Origin of the sequence: uncultured Veillonella sp., from assembly GCF_963551295.1 — a bacterium.
In the GTDB taxonomy this organism is placed as follows: domain Bacteria; phylum Bacillota; class Negativicutes; order Veillonellales; family Veillonellaceae; genus Veillonella.
Window position 1 is genome coordinate 20,360 of sequence record NZ_CAUVFT010000016.1, and the last position, 22,109, is coordinate 42,468.

Consider the following 22,109-nt stretch of genomic DNA (forward strand, 5'->3'; position numbering starts at 1 on the left):
ACATAATATTATAGAGCTTTTACTATAGAAAATCTATAGTTTTATAACATATACTTATTTACCTATACTTAATTTATCGGTTATTGAAAATAACTCTCATGGTACTTAGTGCGGTCTCAATATACCATCAAAAACTATAATAAAAATGAAAGAGCCCCACGAGAGGCTCTTTCACCATGATATAGATTACTTTTTGAAGCTATACAAATAACTACGACGTAATTGTCAATTATTAGTATAGCTTTATAATCGAACCATTGCAGTAGTTATATCTATTAGATAGTCACTTCTACACCTAGACGGAAGTTGCGACCTTGACCTGGCCACCAGTCACCAGGGTTGCCCCAACGAACGTTAGATTGTTCCGCATAGTATGTATCAAAGATATTATTGATACGACCAAATACAGTAACATTTTCGCGTATGCGATAGTTAGCGCTGATATCAGCCAACCAATACGTTTTACGTGGGAATACATTATCTGCTGTACCAGGACGATTGATAATACCACGAATATCCAAATGAGCATCCCATTTAGCATCGTTGTAATCAAGGCCTGCGTTAACAGCATGTTTTGGTACATATCCATCACGGTTTGCTTTGCGAGTTGGTGTTGCATCGATATGAGTATACGTATAGCCAAGACGTGCGGACAAGTGATTAGTCAATTGTTTACGCACATCCGCATTGATGCCACGAGCTTTTTCAGTGTCAAAATTGCGATATTGACCTGTGAAGTTTGCCGGATCAGTCATAACCCAACCGATTTTATCCTTCGTACTACGGCTGAAGAAGCTAAGATTACTATTCCATGTTTTACCGAATTTGTGGTGTACACCTAAATCAAATTCATGACCTGTTTCCGGTTTCAAATTGCGGTTGCCATTGAAACCATCAAATAATTGGTATGGTGTAGGTGCCAAGAAGTACTCTTTATACGCAGCATACACATTTGTCTTCTCATTTACATCATAGCCGAGGCTGATGGATGGAGATGTATGAGTACCGAAAGAGGAATGGTGGTCAACGCGGATACCAGGCGTTACAGTCCACTTAGGAGCAAATTTCCATTCATCTTGAATAAAGTAAGATGCGTTCGTAAGCTTCACGCCGCCCATGTTAACCACTTTATCTTGACGCCAGTCAAAGCCGCCTACTACAGTATGGTCTTTTGCTTTATACGTAACTTGATCACCAATACCACGAGTCTTCACATCCGTTAAGTACCCATCATATGTTGTTTTATAATGATTGTTCATCAAGTATAATTGATGGCTCCAACGATTGCTGATTTTATTGTTCCAAATCGCACGTAAGGAGTCATTCGCTTCATTACCATAACGAATGTGATTAAGAGCACCCAAATGGTCGGAGTACATTACATCACCACGATATGTGTCGTAAGCTATTTTTACATCGTTCTTATCATTTATTGTATTGCCCACCATGAAGGATGCAGTATGGCTGTTGCCATGTTGAGGAATGCGCACGCCATGACCATCTTTGTAGGACCCAATGATATCTTTTTGTACGCCTACACGCCAGTACCAATCATTTTTGCTACCTTCATTGGTAATTGCGTATTGCTCTAAATCATTGCTACCACCCATCACGCGAAGTTTAGTTTGTACACCTTGCTCAGGTTTTGCAGTGATTACGTTTACTACACCACCGATAGCACCGGAACCATACAAAGTAGAACCTGCTCCACGTTGTACTTCAACGCGATCAATACTAGACATATCTTTCAAAATAGTCATCGGCGGGTTTACACCAGCTGCGCCCATATTAATGCCGTCTACCAAGTATAATACTTGGTCGGAACCATTGATGCGGAACACATTGGAGTTCGTGTAACCTACGCCACCACCATACGTATTAATATCTACGCCCGGTACGATGTTCAAGGCTTCGTTCATATTCGTAGCATGGCGCTCACGAATATCGTCACCTGTTACTACGCCTACACTAGCTGGCACTTCTGAAAGCTGTTGTTCACTACGAGTTGCGGTAACAACAATGGTATGCGATTCTTTCGCATCCCCACCCTCAACAGCTAATACATTTGGTGCACTCAAAGTGCTACCAAATACGAGGGCTAACCCTACGTACATAGATAATCGTTGCATTCTTGATACTTTCATAAAAACCTCCACACACATTAACCTACATACCATATATATATTGTGCCATAGAAACCATTGCCCGTGTCATAAATTGGGAATAACTCATGACCTGCAAGGAATCTACGAGGAACACACGGCGATTGGCGATGGCCTTAACCCCTTGCAGAGCAGGATCAGAATAGAGTTGTTCTGCCGTTGCCGGTGTAGTACCATCCGAAGTGTAAGACACAGATGGAATAATAATAATATCCGGATTCGCTTTAATTAAATCCTCTCGCGTTCCATTATCAAAAGGGCCTAATCCTAATTGGGCAGCCGCATTGGTGACCTTCAAATATTTAGTCATATCATCAAAGGTTGACCCTTTGCCCCCGGTTAGACCAAATTGCGTATAAAATGCCACTACAGGGCGTTCACCGGTATGTTTATTTGCTAATTCTTCGACAGTTTTCAAATCTGCATCCATACTAGCTATCATCTTTTCATCCGATGCATGTAAAAGTCCTGCAATTTCATGGATAACAGCCTTTGCTTCTTCTACCGTAGTCGGAGTCTTGTAGACGTAAACGGGAATCTGCATATTTCGCATTTCCCCAATCGCATCTGGAGATATCCAATTTGGAACTAACACTAGATCAGGTTGTACAGACAGCATAGATTCAGCAGTTGCTTTCACATGCGTCCCGACCTTGGCAGACTCGTCAGGCACATTGTTAGGCACCGTGCCAACAGCTGCCACTCGGCTCGGATCAACCAAAGATAACACGATATCCTCTGTGCTCGCAGCGATGGGAACGATGCGCTTCGGCTCGTTAGGCACCGTAACGGCTACCCCTGCTCCATCTGTAACTTGATGTGTGGTGCCCGTAGTCCCTGTTTGCGTAGGACCACAGCCGACCACCAGAAGTACCATCATTAATATGGTACATATAATAGATATTCTTTGTTTCATATTAACGACCTTCTATAACACCTTCCATGGAAATATATAGAGACTGCAATTCCTCCAGCATATCTGGAGCTGCATCCCAATAGCCACGTTGAGCAGCTTCTAACAAAATTTCTGCAATCCGCTGTAAGGCCCAAGGGTTTACATTGCGCATCCAGTCTTGCACCACTTTGTCTAAGGCATATTTCTTAGCATACCCCTCATAAACCCAGTCAGGCACCACATCACTGGTAACATCCCAGCCAAAACTATGAGAAACCACATTAGACATATCCGATGCCCCTTTGTAACCATGGTTCATCATGGCCTGAATGAATTTCGGATTCTGCGTTTCCCCTTGTACAACGCGGCGAAACTCATCTGATAAGGACCGCATCACGACGCGGCTGCGATCTGTACTATCCCCCACATAGGCACGAGGGGCACTACCTTTTGCATTTCGCACCGCCGCAATGAGACCACCATGATAGCTATAATAATCATCAGCACTCAAAATGTGCGTTTCCCGATTATCTTCGTTCTTAATGGTTACATCCATCGTAGTTAATCGCCGTTGGAATAGCCTCATATCCTGAGGAATGTCCTTGTGCAGGTGAAAGCTACTCCACTTGCTGTAAACTTGTGCAATGTCGCTTAAGGACTCCCAGTTTTTCCCTTCAATCAGGGCACCCACACCCGTGCCATAGGCTTGTGGTGGGTCACCAAAGATACGAAGGCGCGCCTTTTTAGTGGCTAGCATAGGATCTTCACCTTGTTCAACAAGCCAATCCACATCATCATGAATATGCTTTTTCACGTAGTTGTCTTCCAAGGACTCATCTAATTCTGCCACCATTTCAACGGCCTTGTCGAGCCAACTAATGGCAGTAGGCATCATATCTCGAATAAGACCACTGATGCGGCCCATCACGTCGATACGAGGGCGTTGTAATTCATCTAATGGAATGGCCTCGAGACCTGAAATACGACCGTTAGATTGCCATTTAGGGCGAACCCCCAACAAATAGAGGAATTCACCTAAACACTGACCATGACTTCTAGAGTTGCTACTAGCCCATAAGATAATCCCTATCGTCTCAGGATAGCGCTGTTCATTTAAAATATAATCAGCCATAACTTGATCTGCAAGCTCTATACCTAATTGGTAGGCTATCTTTGTAGGCAAGGCTCTTTCATCTAAACCATAAAAGTTACGACCCGTAGATAATACATCGACTTGACCACTCGATGGGGCTCCACCGGGGCCAGGTTCAACATAGGTTCCTTGTAACGCTTTAGAGATAGAGCTAAGCTCATTTTTGGTTTGACCTAATTTAGGTATATACTCACGAATTATGGCATCTACCAAAGGCTCTAAACTTTGAGGCGCCTTATAATCTGGTTTATGTATAATATTAGACACAAACGCTCGTAATTCCTGCCAAATTCGATCGATAATCACATTATTACGAATTCCGTCATCATTGATTTCGCCAGCATGTTTTTCTAGATACGACCAATCATACCCTAACTCAGCGGCTAGCGTTTCAAGAGCTGATGCAATATCCCCTTGAGGGGTCCGTATGATAGCAGTAATAAATTCTTCTAAATCTGTCCCCTCAGGACCTTGACCCAAGATATGTAAACCATTGCGCATTTGCATATGTTTCAAATCACTTAGCTTTTCGTGAACTTCTGTAATAATATCGTCCACCACCATAGTAGGCCCCTTTTCTTCATCGATAAGATGACAGGCCAGGGCCTTTTCGCGAATCTCTTCGCCTATGTCAGCTACACTCTCAGGATGCTCCTGTTCAAAATGACTATGCTCATCTAGTAAAGCTTCTAGCTCTTCAAATTCATCGTAGAGCCCCGCCGTCGTCATCGGTGGCGATAAGTGACCGACTAAGCAAGCAGAGCTACGCCGTTTTGCTTGTATACCTTCCCCAATGATGGTTGTCCAGTACGGGTAGATATTCGGCAAACTAGAAATACCGATTTCAGGATAACAACTAGCACTGAGACCAGCCCCCTTACCTGGTAGCCATTCTAAGGAGCCATGTGTGCCTACATGAATGACCGCATCAGCTTGAAAGACATTCCGAACCCAGTGGTAAAAGGCCAAATATTGATGCGGTGGAGGTAAACAAGGATCGTGATAAATGGCAGATACATTCTCCCCGAACCCGCGCGGTGGTTGCACCGTAATCCACAGATTGCCATTGGAAAAACCTGGAATGATGACTTCATCATCGTAGACAAATACATCTCCTGGGGCCTCCCCCCAAGATGTAACCATAGCTTGTTGCGTATCTGCTGGCAGTGTTTCAAAGTATGCTTTGTAATCCTTACTGCTCAAGCGACCTTCAGCCGAGGCTAGCAACTCATCGGTAAGCATGGAGCGGTCGTTTGTCATGTGGGATGTAACAATGTCCATTAAATCTGCACTCGTATCAGGCACAGAATCTATCGTATAACCTTCCTCTTTCATCTGTTCTAATAATCGTAGCACCGACTCAGGTGTATCAAGGCCTGCTGCAGAACCAATATTAGAATTCTTAGGCGGATAGTTGTGTAAAATAATGGCTACTTTTCGCTCAGATACAGGAATATAACGCAACTTAGACCATTTAATAGCTCGCTGAACGACGGCCGCAATGCGCTCTTTCACAGGTAAATACACATAGTGACCACGCTCATCAAAGGTCTGACAAGCCACTACACCGCCTTGAATAACGCCATCTAACTCAGGCTGTGATATGGATAAATTCACATCTAACGGCGTAACTCCTTGAGGATTCTCAGCCCAGGATTTCTCATCCATGTATATGGTATACCCTTGAATGATAGGTACATCCTGTAATTTTAACTCCTCCAAGGTTTGAGCCCCTAAGGACTGGAAGGAGAATTTACAAGTATTGATAAGCACGTCAAAAGGGAATACATCCTTCCCAAAAAGATGGTTCATGGACAATTTCATATTCGGAATGCCTACGCGAGGATTCGAACCGTATTGCCCATAAAAGATAATCGGATTGTACTGATGTTTATAAATTTCTTCAAATAAGGCCTGTTGATAATAAATATCCCCCATAATCCACTCGTCACGGTAAAAGTACACCGCGATGGACGGCCAAGCTGGGTTCCCTTCGGCATCCATAAACTCATCGTAGGTCTCGTAGATATTGCCTGCTCTCCCCATAATGGCTTGCCACGGAATTCGGTCAGGTTCTTCCCATTCAGAAATTGGTTTTGTACTGAAAGCACCGTTAATGAGCCGCACATAGTTCATGATGCCACTAGTACGACGATAACTTTCAAGACGAATCCGTTTATCCTCATCTATATTACGATACAGAATATCCGTTTTCTTAGGCTCTACCACATCGATCCAGTATTTTGGATGATGCGCATATAGCCATCGTTCAAGGCGTTCTAAGAATGGCGAGTCTAAGCCAACCCCCATGTTTGTTACGAGTACTACATCGGCAGCACGAAGGCGACTTTCAAAATCACTGTCCCAGCGAGGCGGCTTTTTCATATTGCAAATATCCACCTCGCCTTGTATCAATTCAGGGTAGGTAGCAACAGCCTTTTCTATATATTGGATTTGTTTTCCTAAGTTAGAAATATACATGAGTCGACTCATGATCTACCTCCGAGATACTCGCAAAATACGCTCTGCCGTAATAGTATCCATGGCATAATAACTGCCATTCATCAATTTACATAATTCCTTAGCCAATCCAAGTTTGATAAAGCCTGTTTCCGTATCGATAACGATACAATCTACAGGCAAAGTACCAAGGATACGAGCCCATTGCTTGGACTCTGCTACAGGGTCCTCAGAATCACCCGACGTAGCTCGACCATCGGTGATACATATAATCTGAATTCGTTCCGCCCGATGGGCACGCAACAATCTATCGCACAGGATATAGGCCATCCGTAAACCTTGAGCTAATGGCGTCTTACCACCTGTAGGCATAGAGGCTAACAGTCGTTCTGCTCGCTCTACGCTGCGCGTGAAAGGCAATAACACCTCTGCCGACTCCTTGCGGAATGCAATGAGCCCTACCGAATCACGGTGGATATAAGAATCTCGCAAGAGACTGAGAATAGCCGCTTTAGTGGCCTCCATGCGATGACGCGCCGCCATAGACCCACTGGCATCTACTACGAAGAGCTGGTATGCGCCAATGCGCATTTCACGGGCTTTTCGGCGATAATCCTGAGGTTTTATCACTATAGATAATCCCTTGCCGCCTTGATGCTTTAATTGCTGGGACTGACTAGATAGTTTTTCTTGTTCCGTTTTAGTAGCAGTCCGCAATCGTTGGTATGGTGCTGCTGCACGCAATGTATCGACCAGCGCTAAGTCCTGTAGCGCATGTTCATCTTGGTAAGCTCGAATCATACGCCCTCTAGTGTCCTTTGTTTTGGTCATGAGGCGACGACCTGAGCCCTTGCGATACTGACGGTCTACTGTTTTAGAGGATTCTAGTTTCCATTGGAATAATTGGTTAGCTATACGGGCAACCGTATCGGGCAAACATAAAGAGGATAAGTGTTGTGAGTCGTCTCCACCTACGTTCATAGGATCGGAATCACTGGATTTCTTCTGTGTCGTAGCTAAGTCATTGGACTCATTAGCCCCATCAGCTTCACTTGAATCGTCTTGCTGAGAAGATGCATCTTCTGCACTATTCATAGCAGAATGAGTGTCCCCATCATTAGCGTTTGAATCCTTAGGAGCTGCTTCATTGCCCATAGAATCATTTTGGTCCGCTTCATATTGTGCATCTTCATCAGCTTGGTCCGATGCATGTTCGGCCCTATTTTCCAGTTGATTTCTATCCGTTTTACTATTTCCATTCTCCCCTTGTGAAGGCTGTGATGTGGTTGTGTCATCACGCTTCATCCGATGAGGCAGTACATAAAGAGCGGCCCTCTCTGCATGAATGGGCTTACAGTAAGAAACACCATCAAGAAGCGCCAGTGATTTCATAACTTGAAGCAATACAAACTCTGCACCATGACCTACAGTACGAGCTTGGAGTGCATAGGAAATGGCTAATGAAATCATTGCATCAGGAACGGCAATAGATGAAATCCGCTTATGATCGATTAAACTGACTACATCCTCAGGTGAGTCCTCTTCTATGGAGGCTGACACAGTATCAGCGCAAGAGATTCCATCTCGAGTTTGTTGTAATACCGCCACCCTAGACTCCAATGAAGCTGGTTCCATAGATACATGTACGTCTACAAGTTCCCATTCCGCATCAGTTAAGGCTCTATCCTCATGATTTACAGTCATAATCAGCAAGATTTGTCGGCGTTTTACCTCTGTTAATACGGCATGACGCACTTCTGGGGATAGCACATGACCATCATCGATGAGCCAGCATCGCGTATTATCGTCATCTAATAGACTAGAGGACATGATTATCTGGCCTTGCTCGAGAGAGGCTTCAAAATCGATGCTTTCTTGAAGTTGCGAGCTATCTATATAAACCGGTATAACACGATAGGGAATATGCCATATCTCGAGGCACTGGCGAACCATAAAACTTTTACCGACACCAGTCCCCCCAGAAATGACGATGCTATGTATCTGGTCGTTTACAAGGCCTATTTTGAGCGCCTCTTGTACAGATGTATCCATAGCTAGCCCTCGATTACCGCAGATACTGCTGTATCGATGCGGTCTTCGTCGTGACCTTGTTCTTCAAAAGGCAATCTCCGCATGCGATGTTTTAACGTCAATCTTGCAGCCACCTTAATGTCGTCATCTACGATTTGTGAGCGACCGTGAAAGGCTGCATGAGCGCGAGCGGTGTGCATCATCGTAATATCTGAACGATGGCCATCAACGCCAACGCCGACACTGATGCTTGCTATCTTAAGGAGAATATCATCGGAGGGAATAATGGTTGGCAATAAGTTGCGAGCTTGTAGCAGACGCTCATGTAATGCTCGCTCCGATGCCTCATAAGACGCTATAAACGTTTCTGGAGCATCGCCAAATGCAAGACGTCGCTTAATCACCTCCATCCGTTGTGCTGGATCCTGTTCACCATAGACCATGACGGACAACCCAAATCGATCTAATAGCTGGGGTCTGAGGTCCCCCTCTTCAGGGTTCATAGTTCCAACGAGGATGAATCGAGAAGGATGAGAATGGCTTACCCCTTCCCGCTCTACGGTGTTTACCCCCATAGCGGCCACGTCTAGCAAAATATCTACAATGTGGTCATCTAATAGATTCACCTCATCTACATAGAGAATATTTTGATGTGCTGCGTGTAAAATCCCCGGTTCAAAAGCTTTTACCCCCTCTTGCAAGGCCTTTTCTAAATTAATAGACCCTACAACGCGATCTTCCGTAGCATTTATAGGTAATTCTACTACGGTCATCGCATCAGCCCCTGTTTCCATCGGAGGTAACAGGCTTGGCAATGCACGTACAGCCGTAGACTTTGCAGTGCCCTTTTCGCCCTCAATTAACACACCGCCAATGGACGGATTGATGGCATTTAGCAAAAGAGCCAATTTCATTTCATCTTGACCAACAATAGCAGTAAATGGATATAACATAAGCCTGACCTCGCTAGGAATAGCAATACAAATATATCAAGATAAACTGGAAATTTACTGACCTATACATAGGTAACTATATGTCTATTTCAGTTGAGGGTCAATTGACATTTCCCCACTAGTCTCTGTTTGTTTATAGTCCCCAATATCTGTAGTTCCTTTTGGGAACACAAAGATACGTTGTTGCTTGAAATATGGATCGTCGTAAACCGCTGCGGACAGATGGAAAGCAGCTTTCAAATTATCTGCAGTGAGCACCTCTCGCGGCGTTCCTACATCAACGATGCGACCATCGCTTATCAAGACGAGCTTAGTGCAATATTTAGCAGCTAATTCTAAGTCATGAACGACGATTAGAATCGTTTTTCCTTCGTCACATAACCGGCGACCTTCATGGAAAATATCATCGGCGTACACTAAATCGAGCGCCGCCGTCGGTTCATCGAGTAACAACACCTCTGTTTGTTGTGCTAATGCCTTAGCCAAGAATACCCGTTGTCGCTCACCGCCGCTCAAAGATTGTACGGACCGATGCCGCAAGTGATACACGCCCACCTCTTTCATGGCATTTTCTACAATGACCTTATCTTCAGGGCCCTCTTGTTGCCACCATTTCAAATACGGATAGCGGGCAGTCATCACAATATCGATGGCTTCATAATCAAAGGAAACATTGACGGACTGCTGCATATACGCCACATGATGAGCGATTTCCTTGTCGCTCAAAGAAGTGATGCTTTTACCATCCCAGAAAATATCTCCACCAGATGTAGGATAAAGGCCACGCAATGCTTTTAACATTGTTGTCTTACCAGAGCCATTAGGGCCGATAATGCCTACGAACTCGCCTCGGTCAATAGCAAAGGATGCCTCTTTTACAATAGTTATATCTCCTAATGTGACAGATAGAGATTGAACATCTAGTTTCATTAGGCTCCTCCTTTACGACGCAAGCGATGAAGTAAATATAGAAAATACGGTGCCCCTAAGAGAGCCGTCATGATACCTACGCGAATTTCAACTGGCTGAGCAATAACGCGACCTAATGTATCACAGAATACGAGGAATAATGCGCCTCCAACGGCCGCCATAGGCAATAGTATTCGATGATCTGGCCCTACTAAGATACGCACAATATGTGGTACCACAAGACCTACAAAGCCAATAGAACCACTGACGCACACCGCAGTAGCAGTAACGACAGATGCCAAAAACAGGAATAACATGCGGTACACCATAACAGGCAACCCCAAGGCACGCGCCTCTGTATCGCCGAGAACGAGTACATTCAGGTGACGACCGAGCATCATTAATATAACGCTGCCCGTCATGATAGGACCCACCGCTAGTAGAACGTGGTCCCATCGACGATAATCGAGGCCACCCACCATCCAAAATAGGAATTCACGCAAGCGGTATTCATTAATCATAGTCAAAATGCCCGATGTAAAAGCACCGAGAAGCATACTAACAGCAACCCCTGCTAGCAACAATGTAGTCGTGTCGAGTTTGTTATTACGCCACGTTAAGAGAATCGTAATCCCAACGGATACAAAGGCCCCTACAAAGGCAAAAGCAGGCATGTAAAACATCCCGAGAGATGTCACGCCAAGAGCAATGGCAATAACGGCGCCGAGAGATGCCCCTGCGGATACGCCCATAATACCTGGATCCGCCAAAGGGTTTGAGAAAACGCCTTGCATAACGGCGCCAGCGATTGCCAAGGCACCGCCTACGAGCAGTCCAATGATGAGGCGCGGCATGCGGATAAACCACAGTACCGCCTCTTGTTCAGCAGAAATAGGTTCAGTAAAACTCACTGGTATGCCCATACCATTCAAAATACTTTGGACGCCCCCTCCAATAGGAATCATAATGGTCCCTACATGGAGTGCCAATAAGCTCACGATACATAGCAATACCCCAATCAGAGTGATCGCCATGATGCGTTGTGTCTGTTTAGTCATGAGAATTCCTTTCTAATTGAGGATACACAGTATACATAATGGCTAGCATCGCTTCGCCAATATGCTGATTCATAGTATATAAGTACGCTGCCGGTAAGGGCTTAACGTGATTTTCCTTGATAGCAGGTAGATTTTGAAAGGCTGGATTTTTTAAATATCTATCCGCCAAATTCTTATCCATTCCCTTATAGGAAGGAATAAAGATATAGTCTGGATTCATGGCTAATACCCGCTCCTCCCCGAAGGGTATGTGCGGTGGTAAGCCAATCCGATCAGGTGCATTATAGATACTCATATAGTGACACATATCATCAAAAAGGCTTCCTGTTCCCGTATATCCGTCCATAGATGATACAAAGAGAACCGTCTTGCGCTGCTCAATTGGAATAGATTCTGCTAGGTGCTTTATTTCATCTATTTCACGATGAATCTTCCGAATGTAAAAGCTACCCTTTTCATCTTCGCCGATAATATGAGCAATATCCATCACATTCTGAATCACTCCGTCCACCGTAGAAGGGGTAGGTACCACAACAGTGGCTATACCCATGTGCCGTAAGCCATAGATAACATCAGCCGATATATAATCTGGCGCTATAACGAGATCCGGTTTCAAGGCTATGATTTTCTCCAAAGGATACGAACTCAACACTGGTTTTACCAGCTTTGCGCGCTTTGCCTCTAGCGAATATTCCTCATAGGTAGACAATTTATTAATGCCTACTAAACGTTCTGGTTCTATAAGTCCTAATAAAATTGTGTCGACCGCAGAAGACAGTGATAAAATCCGTTTTGGATGCTCTGGAACAGCAACTTGAACGCCATCATGACTGTCAACATAACGAGTATATGGCGTTACATTTGCCTCCGATTGAGGTCCACAACCCGCTATACATACACAAAGGAGTATCATCAAACATATGAAAAATCCAATTTTCTTGTTCATGATGATACTCCTTGTATAGTTCTAATTAGTGATTACATAAAGACTAGAATTTTTGAGTATAGCTGAGTTGGTAATTAAATGGTTCATCCCAGTATTCCCAGTCGCCGTTGGAAATAACATTATGACGGTTTAACAAGTTACGTGCATCTAGCCGCAAGGATGAGTTTTCATTGAACTGATAGCCTACGTATGCATTCCAAGCTATAAGATTTGGGTTTGTACCGCCATCGCGGTTCTTCATCCGTTTTGTGACAAAGTTGATGCTAGTACCTGCAGTCCAGGTTGAGCTATTATAATGGATACCCCCTGTAAATTGCAATTTAGGGTTAGCTTGTTTCCAATAGGTCTTATCGATTTCTCGTTGTTTTGGATTAGAATACGATGCACCCACAGTCATTTTTAAGTGATCTGTTAATTTACGACCATATTGGGCTTCGATACCGACATTTCTATAGCGACCACCATTTACGCGAATCGTATTTTTGCCGTTGCTATCCGGTTTCCAGGAGAAGAAGTTTTTGAAGTCCATATAGAAGAGCGCTACTTTCCAGCTATCTTTGTTAGTAATGTGTTTATAGCCTAATTCGTAATTCCAACCTTCTTCAGGTTTCAAATTACGTCCACTAACAGAGGCATAGCCTTTATTAATTTTCTTGAAAGTATCGCTTAAGTTCGGCATTCTAAAGGCTTTACCAATATTTATGTACATGGATGATTCCTTGTTAATACGATGTTGTAATTGGAACTGAGGAATTAATACGCGTTGATTTTTCACAGGGTCTTTAATATCCGAATAACGCAAGCCTAAAATACTAGTCCATTTAGGATTGATTTGATAGGAGTATGTACCATAAATGGCATAACTATTGCGATGTGGATTTCCATAGTATGGACCAGATGTAGTGCGATATGTTTCTCGTTTACCAAGTACACCTGCAATGAAATAGTCCTTGCCATCGCGGAAGTCCCATTCATGTTGCACATCGAAACCATATTGTCGAGCAATATAGTTGTTATCACTCAACGTATATGTCTTTTTGCTATGTATGCGACTTTTACCATACAAATCTCTATCATTGTAGAAGATTGTACCTGTAGTATTGCCATCTTTATAAACTAAAGACGCATTATTTTTAGTATCTTTATAAGCATATGTTGTAGAGTGAAGCTTTTGCTTAATAGGATTCGTTTCTGTACTCAACTGTCCAAAAGAAGAATTACCTTCAAAGCGACTAAAGTTCAAAGTCAACTTATCATTTAATTTACCGCTCATAAATACGCCTAAGGAATTCCCTTTGTTACGAGCTGTATAATATTCATAACCTCTAGCATAAGCACCGATATCGGAGCGGATAGGGGTTTCTGGATCTTGAGCACCAAAGAAGTTACGTTCCACACCAATTAAGAAGCGAGGCGTGCCATAGTTAATTTTATAAGTTTGGCGACCCATATTACCAAAACCTACCGTAGCAGAGCCCCCTTCTTTACTTGGAGTCTTAGTAATTACATTGATAACACCACTCATAGCATCAGCGCCATATAAAGCAGAGGCTGCACCTTTTAATACTTCAATGCGTTCAATAGAGCTAGTCGGAATAGAACTAAGGCCACCCTTGCCATTGAGGTTCATCGGTACCCCATTCATGAGAATCAAGGATCCCCGTTCAAGGCCACGGATATTCACACGGCTATCCATAGCCCCATATTCAAGACCGGATGCACCATAGGAAAAAGACGTAATGCCTGGTACCATATTAACTGCATCAAATGCATTTTTAGCACCGCTATTAGCTAAGTCCTTTTGAGTAATAACATCCATCGCAGCCGGCGTATCTAAATCTAAAAGAGCCATGCGATTTGCTGTTACATTGATAGTATGGATTTCAGATACTCCATTAGTTTCACTCGATGCAGCTATAGTGGGAGTCTTATCAGCACTTACCTCTGCTGCATATCCATTCACAGACAATCCTATCAATGCTAAACCCACAAGTATAGATATACGATGCTTAATTTGTTGTCTCATACCAAATGCCTCACTTAACACATATATACATTCACACAATTATATAAACTACATATTTGTATTATTACACATTTATTTGGCCCGCACAAAACCCATACCCCTACCGCTACTGCATTCTCGGGGGATTGTATCGTTAATACATATTAAAATTTTTGTGTATAACTTAATTCATAATTGAATGGTGCATCCCAGTATTCATAATCTCCATTGGATACCACATTATGACGATTCAAAAGATTGCGTGCATCGAGGCGTAATGTAGCATCTTTGTTAAAGTGATACCCAACGTAAGCATTCCAAAGAGCAATGTTAGGATTCAAGCCGCCATCACGATTGCGCAAACGTTTGGTAACAAAGCTAAAGGATGTACCAGCTTCCCAGGTTGGGCTTTTATAATGAATGCCGGTTGTAAACTGTAACTTAGGAGCCGCTTGTTTCCAATAGGTTTCATTCATTTCCTTTTGTTTTGGATTAGAATAAGAACCACTTACACTCATTTTGAGTCGATCTGACAAATGTCTACTATACTCAGCTTCAATCCCAACATTGTGGAATTTACCACCGTTTACGCGAACGGTTGGGCGACCATTTACATCAGGTTGCCATTGGAAGAAGTTCTTGAAGTCCATATAGAACACGTCCACCTTCCAGCTATCCTTCTTATTAAGACGTTTATAACCTAATTCATAATTCCAACCCTCTTCAGGCTTAAGATTTTTACCACTTACTGCTGTGTATTGGCGGTTCACGCTACGGAATGAATCACTCAAGCTAGGCATCGTGTAAGCTTTCCCTATATTTAAGTACATGGAGGAAGCTTTATTGATGGTGTGCAACAATTGGAACTGAGGCGTTAACACATATTGGTCCTTAATAGGATCACTAATGGCTGTATAACGCAAGCCCAAAATGGCAGTCCATTTGGGATTGATTTCACGAGAATAACTACTGTACACCGCATAGGTATTACGATGAGGCCGTGTATACACAGGGGCCTGTGTGGCACGATAGGTTTCTTGCTTACCTGTAACACCGGCAATCAAATAATCCTTACCGCCTCTAAAGTCCCATTCATGTTGTACATCTATACCATATTGACGAGCTACATAACTGGTTTCGGTCGGCTTGAACTGTTTAGCACTATGAACACGGCTTTCACCACGCATAGTACGGTCATTATAAAACAATGTTCCCGTCGTATTATCATCCTTATAAATCAAAGATGCATTATTACGGTCATCCTTGTAATGATATGTCGTAGAATGACGAGCCTGTCTCACAGGATTTTTTTCTGTACTAATCAAACCAAAGGAGGACCGGCTTTCAGCACGAGTATAATTTAAGGTTATCTTATCTGAAAGCTTACCGCTCATGAACACACCTAAGGAGTTACCTTTATTGCGCGTAGTGTAGTAATCATAACCCTTGCGGCCTGTATAGTCATACCGCACCGGTGTAGATGGATCTTGAGTCCCCCAGTATTTTCTATCGATACCAACGAGGAATCGATCAGTACCATAAGAAATATCAAATCTCTTGGAGCCTCGATTACCTACAGCTACCGTAGCAGAACCGCCCTCTTTTGACGGCGTTTTTGTAATAATATTTATAACGCCACCTAAAGCTTCTGCGCCATATAAGGTAGAGGCCGCCCCCTTTACAACTTCGATGCGCTCAATGGCACTGGTAGGTATAGAGCCAATTCCGCTCTTACCATTTAAGTTCATAGGTACACCGTTTACAAGAACAAGTGCACCGCGATCGAGACCACGAATATTCGTACGGCTATCCATGCCACCAAAATCTGCGCCAGACGCACTAAAGGAGTTAATGGTTACACCCGGTACATTAGCGACCGCATCAAAAGCCGTCTTAGCACCGCTATTTTGTATATCCTCTTGAGTAATAACAGAAGTCGATACTGGTGTATCTAAATCTAATAACGATGTACGATTAGCGGTAACATTTATGGTAACTTCTTCCTCATTATTGTTCATTGTTACATCTGCAGCATAACTATTAATTGACATAGTAGTTAATGCCATAAGCACTGCTACATAGACTTGTTTATTCATTCGTTTCATCATCCACGCCTCTTTTTTCAATTATTCCATATTATATATAATATTTAATCGTCCATTTGGTAATGTTTGTACCGTGGCGGACACGCCGTAGATGTGTCGGATGGTCTCCTCTGTCAATACTTTGTGAGGGGTCCCTGTACACACTACGGAACCGTCTTTTAACGCAATGAGACGATCACAATAGATGGCTGCTAGATTCAAATCGTGAATAGCAGCCACTACGGTTGCATCAAGGCGTTTTACAATCGTCATCAATTCCAGCTGATACTTAATATCTAGATGGTTTGTCGGCTCGTCTAGCACTAGGCATTCTGTGCGTTGTGCCAAGGCACGTGCTAAGATAACGCGCTGCTGCTCACCACCAGATAAGGTATTAAAATTGCGACTTTCAAAATCACTAAGCCCTACTTGAGCTAATGCATGTCGGGCGATTTCATAGTCATCAATTTGATCTCTATCGAGTAGCCCTTTATAAGGGGAACGGCCCATGAGAACCATTTCAAGGACGGAAAAATCAAAGTTAACCGTACTATGCTGCGCTACTACAGCTATTTTTAAGGCTGTATCACGATGGCTTAAAGAACTCATTTCAGTGCCATCAAAGAAAATCTTGCCATTGTTAGGTTGAAGTACTCGGTATAAGCATTTTAAAAACGTACTTTTACCACTCCCATTAGGACCTATAATTCCAACGAATTCCTTATTTCGTATATCTAGGGAAATATCATAAAGGATCGTTTTCGGACCAAATGAGACTTGGATATTATCTGTTTGAATATTCATTATTCCCCTCCAAATCCGTAGTTCTTACGCACCAACATGTATACAAAGGTTGGTGCCCCAATGAGAGAAATGAGAATGCCGATTGGCAATTCTGCGTGAGGAATAATACATCGGCACAAGCCATCAGCAATGACGAGGAAAATACTGCCCCCTAATGCGCTGAACGGAATCAAAGTCCAGTGATTCGTCCCGATTGTCATGCGCACGAGGTGAGGAATCAAGAGGCCTACAAAGCCAATCATGCCCGCCGCGTACACCACAAAGCCAATGATAAGAGAGCTAATAATCAAGTAAACTTGTCGATATCTATGCAAATCGCGACCTAAGGTAATAGCCACCTCATCACCAAGCAGCATCATGTTTAAAATTCTGCTTTGAGACCAGAAAAAGATGATGCTCACGAGGACAACGACGGCAATAAAGGGCAACATATCCCATTTAGCGCCCGCAAAACTACCCATCAACCAATATGTAATGGTTTGGATGCCTTCCTTATCGTCCGCTAAATAAACCACAAAACTAGAGAAGGAGCTACATACGGCGCTTAATGCCAAGCCCCCTAAAATCAATTTCACCGAATTTGGTCGGCCCCCTAAATTTGAGATAAACAACACGCCGAAGGAAATCGCCATGGCCCCGATAAAGGCCATAACGCCGACGAAGTTCTCACCGAACATAACGCCTATACCAAATAAAATAGCTACCGTAGCACCGAGAGATGCGCCAGAGGAAATCCCCAGGATGTAAGGATCTGCCAGTGGATTCTTAACGATGGCCTGCATGATAACGCCAGATACGGCAAGACCTGCCCCAATAATGGCAGCCATCAACAACCGCGGCATACGTAGTAACCAAATAATGGTCTGCTCTGGGCCATTCATAGGATCATCGATAGCCAATGGGCTAGAAAATTGATCTATGACAATATTGAAAATTTGAGAAAGTGAAAACTGTACTGTACCAACAGAAAGTCCCCATAGAATGGCTACTGCTAGCACCCCTATGAGGACAAATCCGCCAGCAGTATATCCAATTCGTTTTAGCATACTGCTCCTTTATTAATGAATTAAATCTGGTACCCCTTCTGGATATAGATTAGGGTACAACCCACGTGATACTATGTCGATACCATCGGATAAACGAATACCAGGACTATATACAGCAAGCAGAGGCAAGAAATGAACGCGCTTATTACGTAGCGCATTTACCCCTTGTAAACCTGGCTGCATTAATACATAGTTCATAATCACATCTGCTTGGCTATATTCACCATCAGATACAATCAAGAATATAACGTCCGGATTCTGTTCAATTACATCCTCCATACTAATAGTCGGTGTTTCCGTGTCAATTACATCGGCATGCAAGGAATCTCCTATATTACCGGCTAATGTCTTATGTCCATACAATCGAAAATGCTTGCCTTCCACCTCGATAAACAGTGCCTTTGGTGACTTTTCGTTAGCCGTTTGGGCTACCGTGTACGACACAGATTGTTGCATCTCTTGAATGAGACGCTCTGCTTCCATATTGCGATTAAAAATACGCCCCAAATCTCGAATATATTTATACTCCATATCCATGGTGAGCGCCGATTGAGCACCTAATGAGGACTCTGCAATATATACATTCGCTTGTCTCGCCTGCCAAAATGTAGGTGTTTGTAACATTTTATTTGTGAAAGTAGACTTCCAACCTACCAACAAATCAGGCTTCATCATCAATACGCTTTCTAAATTGGCGTATTTCAGATCCTTGTATGGAATTGTATCGTACGCCTCACGGTATTCTGGTCGCACGTATTTGCGATCCGGAATCCCCATGCCCGCTACGATACGATCCCCTTCACCAAGAGCAATGATAGTTTCTATGGAGTTTTGCCACATCGCCACCACACGCTCGGGCACTGCCGTATAGGTACTTTCAAAAGGTTCACCTCGACGTACAAAGGATTCAATTGTCACCGGTGGCTGCAATTCGATATGTGCTGGTGTAGACTGATGGTCCTCAACAGTTACCTGCTGAGGACCACAACCTACACATATTAATAGACATAGTATTAATACGCTGAATCTAATCATTAGAATTTATATTTCGCCCCAATCATGAAGGAACGTGCTGGCATAGCCGCACTACCACGACCATTATAAGCGCTATAGCTTGTTTCATAAGCGCGGTTAAGAACGTTATTGACCACGATGTACGCAGTTAAATCTTTTGTTACATCATAGTTAAGGTTCCAGTCCACGATGAGGAAGCGTCTATGAGTGAATGCATAGTCACTATTGCCAGTGTACCAGTTAATCAACAAACCAGAATATAGACGCTTGTTATCATAGGAAATGTTCAATGCATAGTGGTTTTGCGGACGCAAGCTGTTAATAGCCACGTTGATATCATCGCTATTGCTATAGCCCCAGTTTGGATCAAGAACCCAACCACCTTTAGATAACCATTTATCTTTCATATGAGAATAAGACGCACTCATTGTTACATGTTCATTTAATCTGTGGTCTACTGTAATATTGAAAGATTGTTTGTTTTCTTTTGCATTAACTGCTGTTTTTTCAAAGTCGCCGGTTCTATTGTTCAAAATTGGCAATGTAGCGATGGCATTTTTCATACGCGTGTAATCATAATGAACTGCTACAGTAGTATTATTACCTTTACCAAACGTATGTAATAGGCCCCATGTGAAAGCATCACCTTTTTCATCATCTAATGGTGTATTAAATACCCCATCAACCGCACTGTAGTCGCCTGTTTTAAGCGGTCTCAAGATGCGAGTCCAACCAGCGTACATGCTAGTCTTTTTGTTAAACTTAACTTGACCATGCAAGCTAGGTGTTAAGGCGCTTACACTACCTTTCCCTTGGGAGTCACCACTGCCACTACCTTGAATGCTACTGTAATGTACATAACGTAATGCTGGTGTTAACTCCACATTGTTACCAATGTAGATTTTATCTTGTAAGTACGCATATAACGTATCACGGCGAATATCAGAGGATACTACATTACCAGCACTTTTAATAGAACGGGAGTTCAACTTAGAACGGCTATAATCGATGTTAGCGATAATATCGTGCTTATCAAGTTGGCGAGTCCATTGAAGCTCTGCACCTGTTTTATTTTCTTTGTACCAACTAGTTGGACTACCAGCCATACCGCCAGTCTCTGCAATCCATTGGCGCAATGCATCACGACGATCTGGGAATGGAGCCAAGTTAGCATCAACCCAAGCATTAAATTGCTCTACAGTTGCGCCATTAGGGAATGCCTTCGCATAAGCTTCACGAGCTTCTGCTTTTGTACCACGATACCAGGAGAATTTATCGCGACCTTCATAACGATGATCTAAACGATACAATCTTACAAAGCTTTCCATATGGCCTTGGCGATCAAAAGTAAATTTTAAGTCTGTATCCAAGTTTTTGAACTTACTATAAGAACCATAATGACCGTCTAAAGCGAATAAATTATGGTAGCCAGGATTTCTAGAATCGCCGTACAAAGTTGGCGCATACCCTTTAGGGTTATTTGGTGTTATATATTTAGGATCTGTAATCAATTTATTGTTCGCATCAAATTGACCAATAGTAGCATTGGAAATGATACGACGCCAATCGTCTTGGTTCCAGTATTTACGACTAGGCGTAGAAATTGGATATCCATCGCGACCTTTTTTGAAGTTCATAGAAAACTGTAAGCTTTGTTTCTTATTGAACTCATGGTCAATACGCGCATTAAAGCCTTCTTCTTTCCACTTAGAACCAGTAAGTGTAGCTACTTCACCAGTATCACCATCTTTGTATTTTGAGTCTTGAGACATAGTGCGAGTAGCTGTTACAAAGTAACCAGTGGACGCATTCTTACCTGCCGCACCTTGTACAGTCAAGTTATAGCTATGCTTATTCCAGCTGCCTGTGGCCAAATCAACGGAACCACTGAAATTGCCTTTACCACGGCGTGTAATGATATTGATTACACCACCTGTAGCGTCAGAACCATATTGAGAAGCACCAGGGCCTTTGATAACTTCGATTTTATCAATAGCATCCATATTGGTTACTTCATCGATATTAACACCCGTAGATTTAGATCCTCTTTCAGAGCTATCACCTAAACGACCAGATGTAATATTATCTACACGACGACCATCCACCAAAACTACAACGCGGGAGTCACCATTGATGGATACACCATTATTGTAGAATTGGTAGCCATACTCACCACCACGGTAACCAGGATTTTGGAATGTAACACCTGGAACGCGTTTAATCGCTTCAGTTACATCGCGATAATGACGTTTTTCAATCTCTTCACGAGTGATAACCTTTACATCACCACCAGTACGGTAATAAGATTGCTCAGTAATAGTATTACCATACTCATCCTTAGCCGCATCGGCTTTCACCGAAACATTATGAACCTCATAGCCTTTGAAGTTCTCATCATACGCATATGCTTGATACGTACCTAACGCTAACGTTACTGCAATAGCAGCAGATAAAATACGATGACTTGTCATAAACCCTCCACACACAATAAATACACAATAAAAATAATATTAAAACTAATCCTCTAACAAATGCGTTTCTTGTATTTTCTGAATTACAACTACACACAAACATAATTCATACATTATC

General features: G+C 42.9%; 14 protein-coding genes. All 14 read right to left on the reverse strand.

From position 1 onward, the window contains the following. Positions 1-275: 275 nt before the first annotated feature. Entirely contained in the window at positions 276-2,144 is a 1,869-nt protein-coding gene (locus RYO55_RS05835; protein ID WP_314984583.1) for a TonB-dependent receptor, read from the reverse strand. A 22-nt stretch (positions 2,145-2,166) separates the two neighbouring features. After that, complete coding sequence (locus RYO55_RS05840) at positions 2,167-3,078, reverse strand: ABC transporter substrate-binding protein (protein WP_314984585.1); 912 nt, start codon at positions 3,076-3,078, stop codon at positions 2,167-2,169. 1 nt (position 3,079) lies between these two features. Further along, positions 3,080-6,703 (reverse strand): cobaltochelatase subunit CobN, encoded by a 3,624-nt coding sequence (gene cobN, locus RYO55_RS05845; RefSeq protein WP_314984587.1) that lies wholly within the window; start codon positions 6,701-6,703, stop codon positions 3,080-3,082. Between the two features lie 3 nt (positions 6,704-6,706). After that, entirely contained in the window at positions 6,707-8,722 is a 2,016-nt protein-coding gene (locus tag RYO55_RS05850) for a VWA domain-containing protein (protein WP_314984589.1), read from the reverse strand. 2 nt (positions 8,723-8,724) lie between these two features. Continuing rightward, positions 8,725-9,654 (reverse strand): AAA family ATPase, encoded by a 930-nt coding sequence (locus tag RYO55_RS05855; RefSeq protein WP_314984591.1) that lies wholly within the window; start codon positions 9,652-9,654, stop codon positions 8,725-8,727. Between the two features lie 84 nt (positions 9,655-9,738). Then, entirely contained in the window at positions 9,739-10,584 is an 846-nt protein-coding gene (locus RYO55_RS05860) for an ABC transporter ATP-binding protein (protein ID WP_314984593.1), read from the reverse strand. Then, entirely contained in the window at positions 10,584-11,621 is a 1,038-nt protein-coding gene (locus RYO55_RS05865; protein ID WP_295817566.1) for an iron ABC transporter permease, read from the reverse strand. The genes RYO55_RS05860 and RYO55_RS05865 overlap by 1 nt, the downstream gene beginning before the upstream one ends. Next, complete coding sequence (locus tag RYO55_RS05870) at positions 11,614-12,567, reverse strand: ABC transporter substrate-binding protein (protein WP_314984596.1); 954 nt, start codon at positions 12,565-12,567, stop codon at positions 11,614-11,616. Before RYO55_RS05870 ends, RYO55_RS05865 begins: the two co-directional genes overlap by 8 nt. 43 nt (positions 12,568-12,610) lie before the next feature. Next, positions 12,611-14,593, reverse strand: coding sequence for a TonB-dependent receptor (locus tag RYO55_RS05875; RefSeq protein ID WP_314984598.1), 1,983 nt, complete (start codon positions 14,591-14,593; stop codon positions 12,611-12,613). 143 nt (positions 14,594-14,736) lie between these two features. Beyond that, positions 14,737-16,680 carry a TonB-dependent receptor gene (locus RYO55_RS05880; protein WP_314984601.1) on the reverse strand — a complete coding sequence of 648 codons (1,944 nt, stop codon included), beginning with the start codon at positions 16,678-16,680 and terminating at the stop codon, positions 14,737-14,739. Between the two features lie 18 nt (positions 16,681-16,698). Next, positions 16,699-17,460 carry an ABC transporter ATP-binding protein gene (locus RYO55_RS05885; RefSeq protein WP_314984603.1) on the reverse strand — a complete coding sequence of 254 codons (762 nt, stop codon included), beginning with the start codon at positions 17,458-17,460 and terminating at the stop codon, positions 16,699-16,701. After that, positions 17,460-18,506 carry an iron ABC transporter permease gene (locus RYO55_RS05890; RefSeq protein WP_314984604.1) on the reverse strand — a complete coding sequence of 349 codons (1,047 nt, stop codon included), beginning with the start codon at positions 18,504-18,506 and terminating at the stop codon, positions 17,460-17,462. Before RYO55_RS05890 ends, RYO55_RS05885 begins: the two co-directional genes overlap by 1 nt. A gap of 12 nt (positions 18,507-18,518) precedes the next feature. Continuing rightward, positions 18,519-19,541 carry an ABC transporter substrate-binding protein gene (locus RYO55_RS05895; protein ID WP_314984606.1) on the reverse strand — a complete coding sequence of 341 codons (1,023 nt, stop codon included), beginning with the start codon at positions 19,539-19,541 and terminating at the stop codon, positions 18,519-18,521. Next, entirely contained in the window at positions 19,541-21,991 is a 2,451-nt protein-coding gene (locus RYO55_RS05900; RefSeq protein WP_314984609.1) for a TonB-dependent receptor, read from the reverse strand. The genes RYO55_RS05895 and RYO55_RS05900 overlap by 1 nt, the downstream gene beginning before the upstream one ends. Positions 21,992-22,109 lie beyond the last annotated feature (118 nt).

Excerpts from the sequence above, each read along its gene's own strand:
- RYO55_RS05875 (WP_314984598.1), bottom strand. The coding sequence starts at position 14,593 with ATGAGACAACAAATTAAGCATCGTATATCTATACTTGTGGGTTTAGCA.
- RYO55_RS05860 (WP_314984593.1), bottom strand. The coding sequence starts at position 10,584 with ATGAAACTAGATGTTCAATCTCTATCTGTCACATTAGGAGATATAACT.
- RYO55_RS05900 (WP_314984609.1), bottom strand. The coding sequence starts at position 21,991 with ATGACAAGTCATCGTATTTTATCTGCTGCTATTGCAGTAACGTTAGCG.
- RYO55_RS05870 (WP_314984596.1), bottom strand. The coding sequence starts at position 12,567 with ATGAACAAGAAAATTGGATTTTTCATATGTTTGATGATACTCCTTTGT.
- RYO55_RS05895 (WP_314984606.1), bottom strand. The coding sequence starts at position 19,541 with ATGATTAGATTCAGCGTATTAATACTATGTCTATTAATATGTGTAGGT.
- RYO55_RS05850 (WP_314984589.1), bottom strand. The coding sequence starts at position 8,722 with ATGGATACATCTGTACAAGAGGCGCTCAAAATAGGCCTTGTAAACGAC.
- RYO55_RS05865 (WP_295817566.1), bottom strand. The coding sequence starts at position 11,621 with ATGACTAAACAGACACAACGCATCATGGCGATCACTCTGATTGGGGTA.
- RYO55_RS05840 (WP_314984585.1), bottom strand. The coding sequence starts at position 3,078 with ATGAAACAAAGAATATCTATTATATGTACCATATTAATGATGGTACTT.
- RYO55_RS05885 (WP_314984603.1), bottom strand. The coding sequence starts at position 17,460 with ATGAATATTCAAACAGATAATATCCAAGTCTCATTTGGTCCGAAAACG.
- cobN (WP_314984587.1), bottom strand. The coding sequence starts at position 6,703 with ATGAGTCGACTCATGTATATTTCTAACTTAGGAAAACAAATCCAATAT.
- RYO55_RS05855 (WP_314984591.1), bottom strand. The coding sequence starts at position 9,654 with ATGTTATATCCATTTACTGCTATTGTTGGTCAAGATGAAATGAAATTG.
- RYO55_RS05880 (WP_314984601.1), bottom strand. The coding sequence starts at position 16,680 with ATGATGAAACGAATGAATAAACAAGTCTATGTAGCAGTGCTTATGGCA.
- RYO55_RS05835 (WP_314984583.1), bottom strand. The coding sequence starts at position 2,144 with ATGAAAGTATCAAGAATGCAACGATTATCTATGTACGTAGGGTTAGCC.
- RYO55_RS05890 (WP_314984604.1), bottom strand. The coding sequence starts at position 18,506 with ATGCTAAAACGAATTGGATATACTGCTGGCGGATTTGTCCTCATAGGG.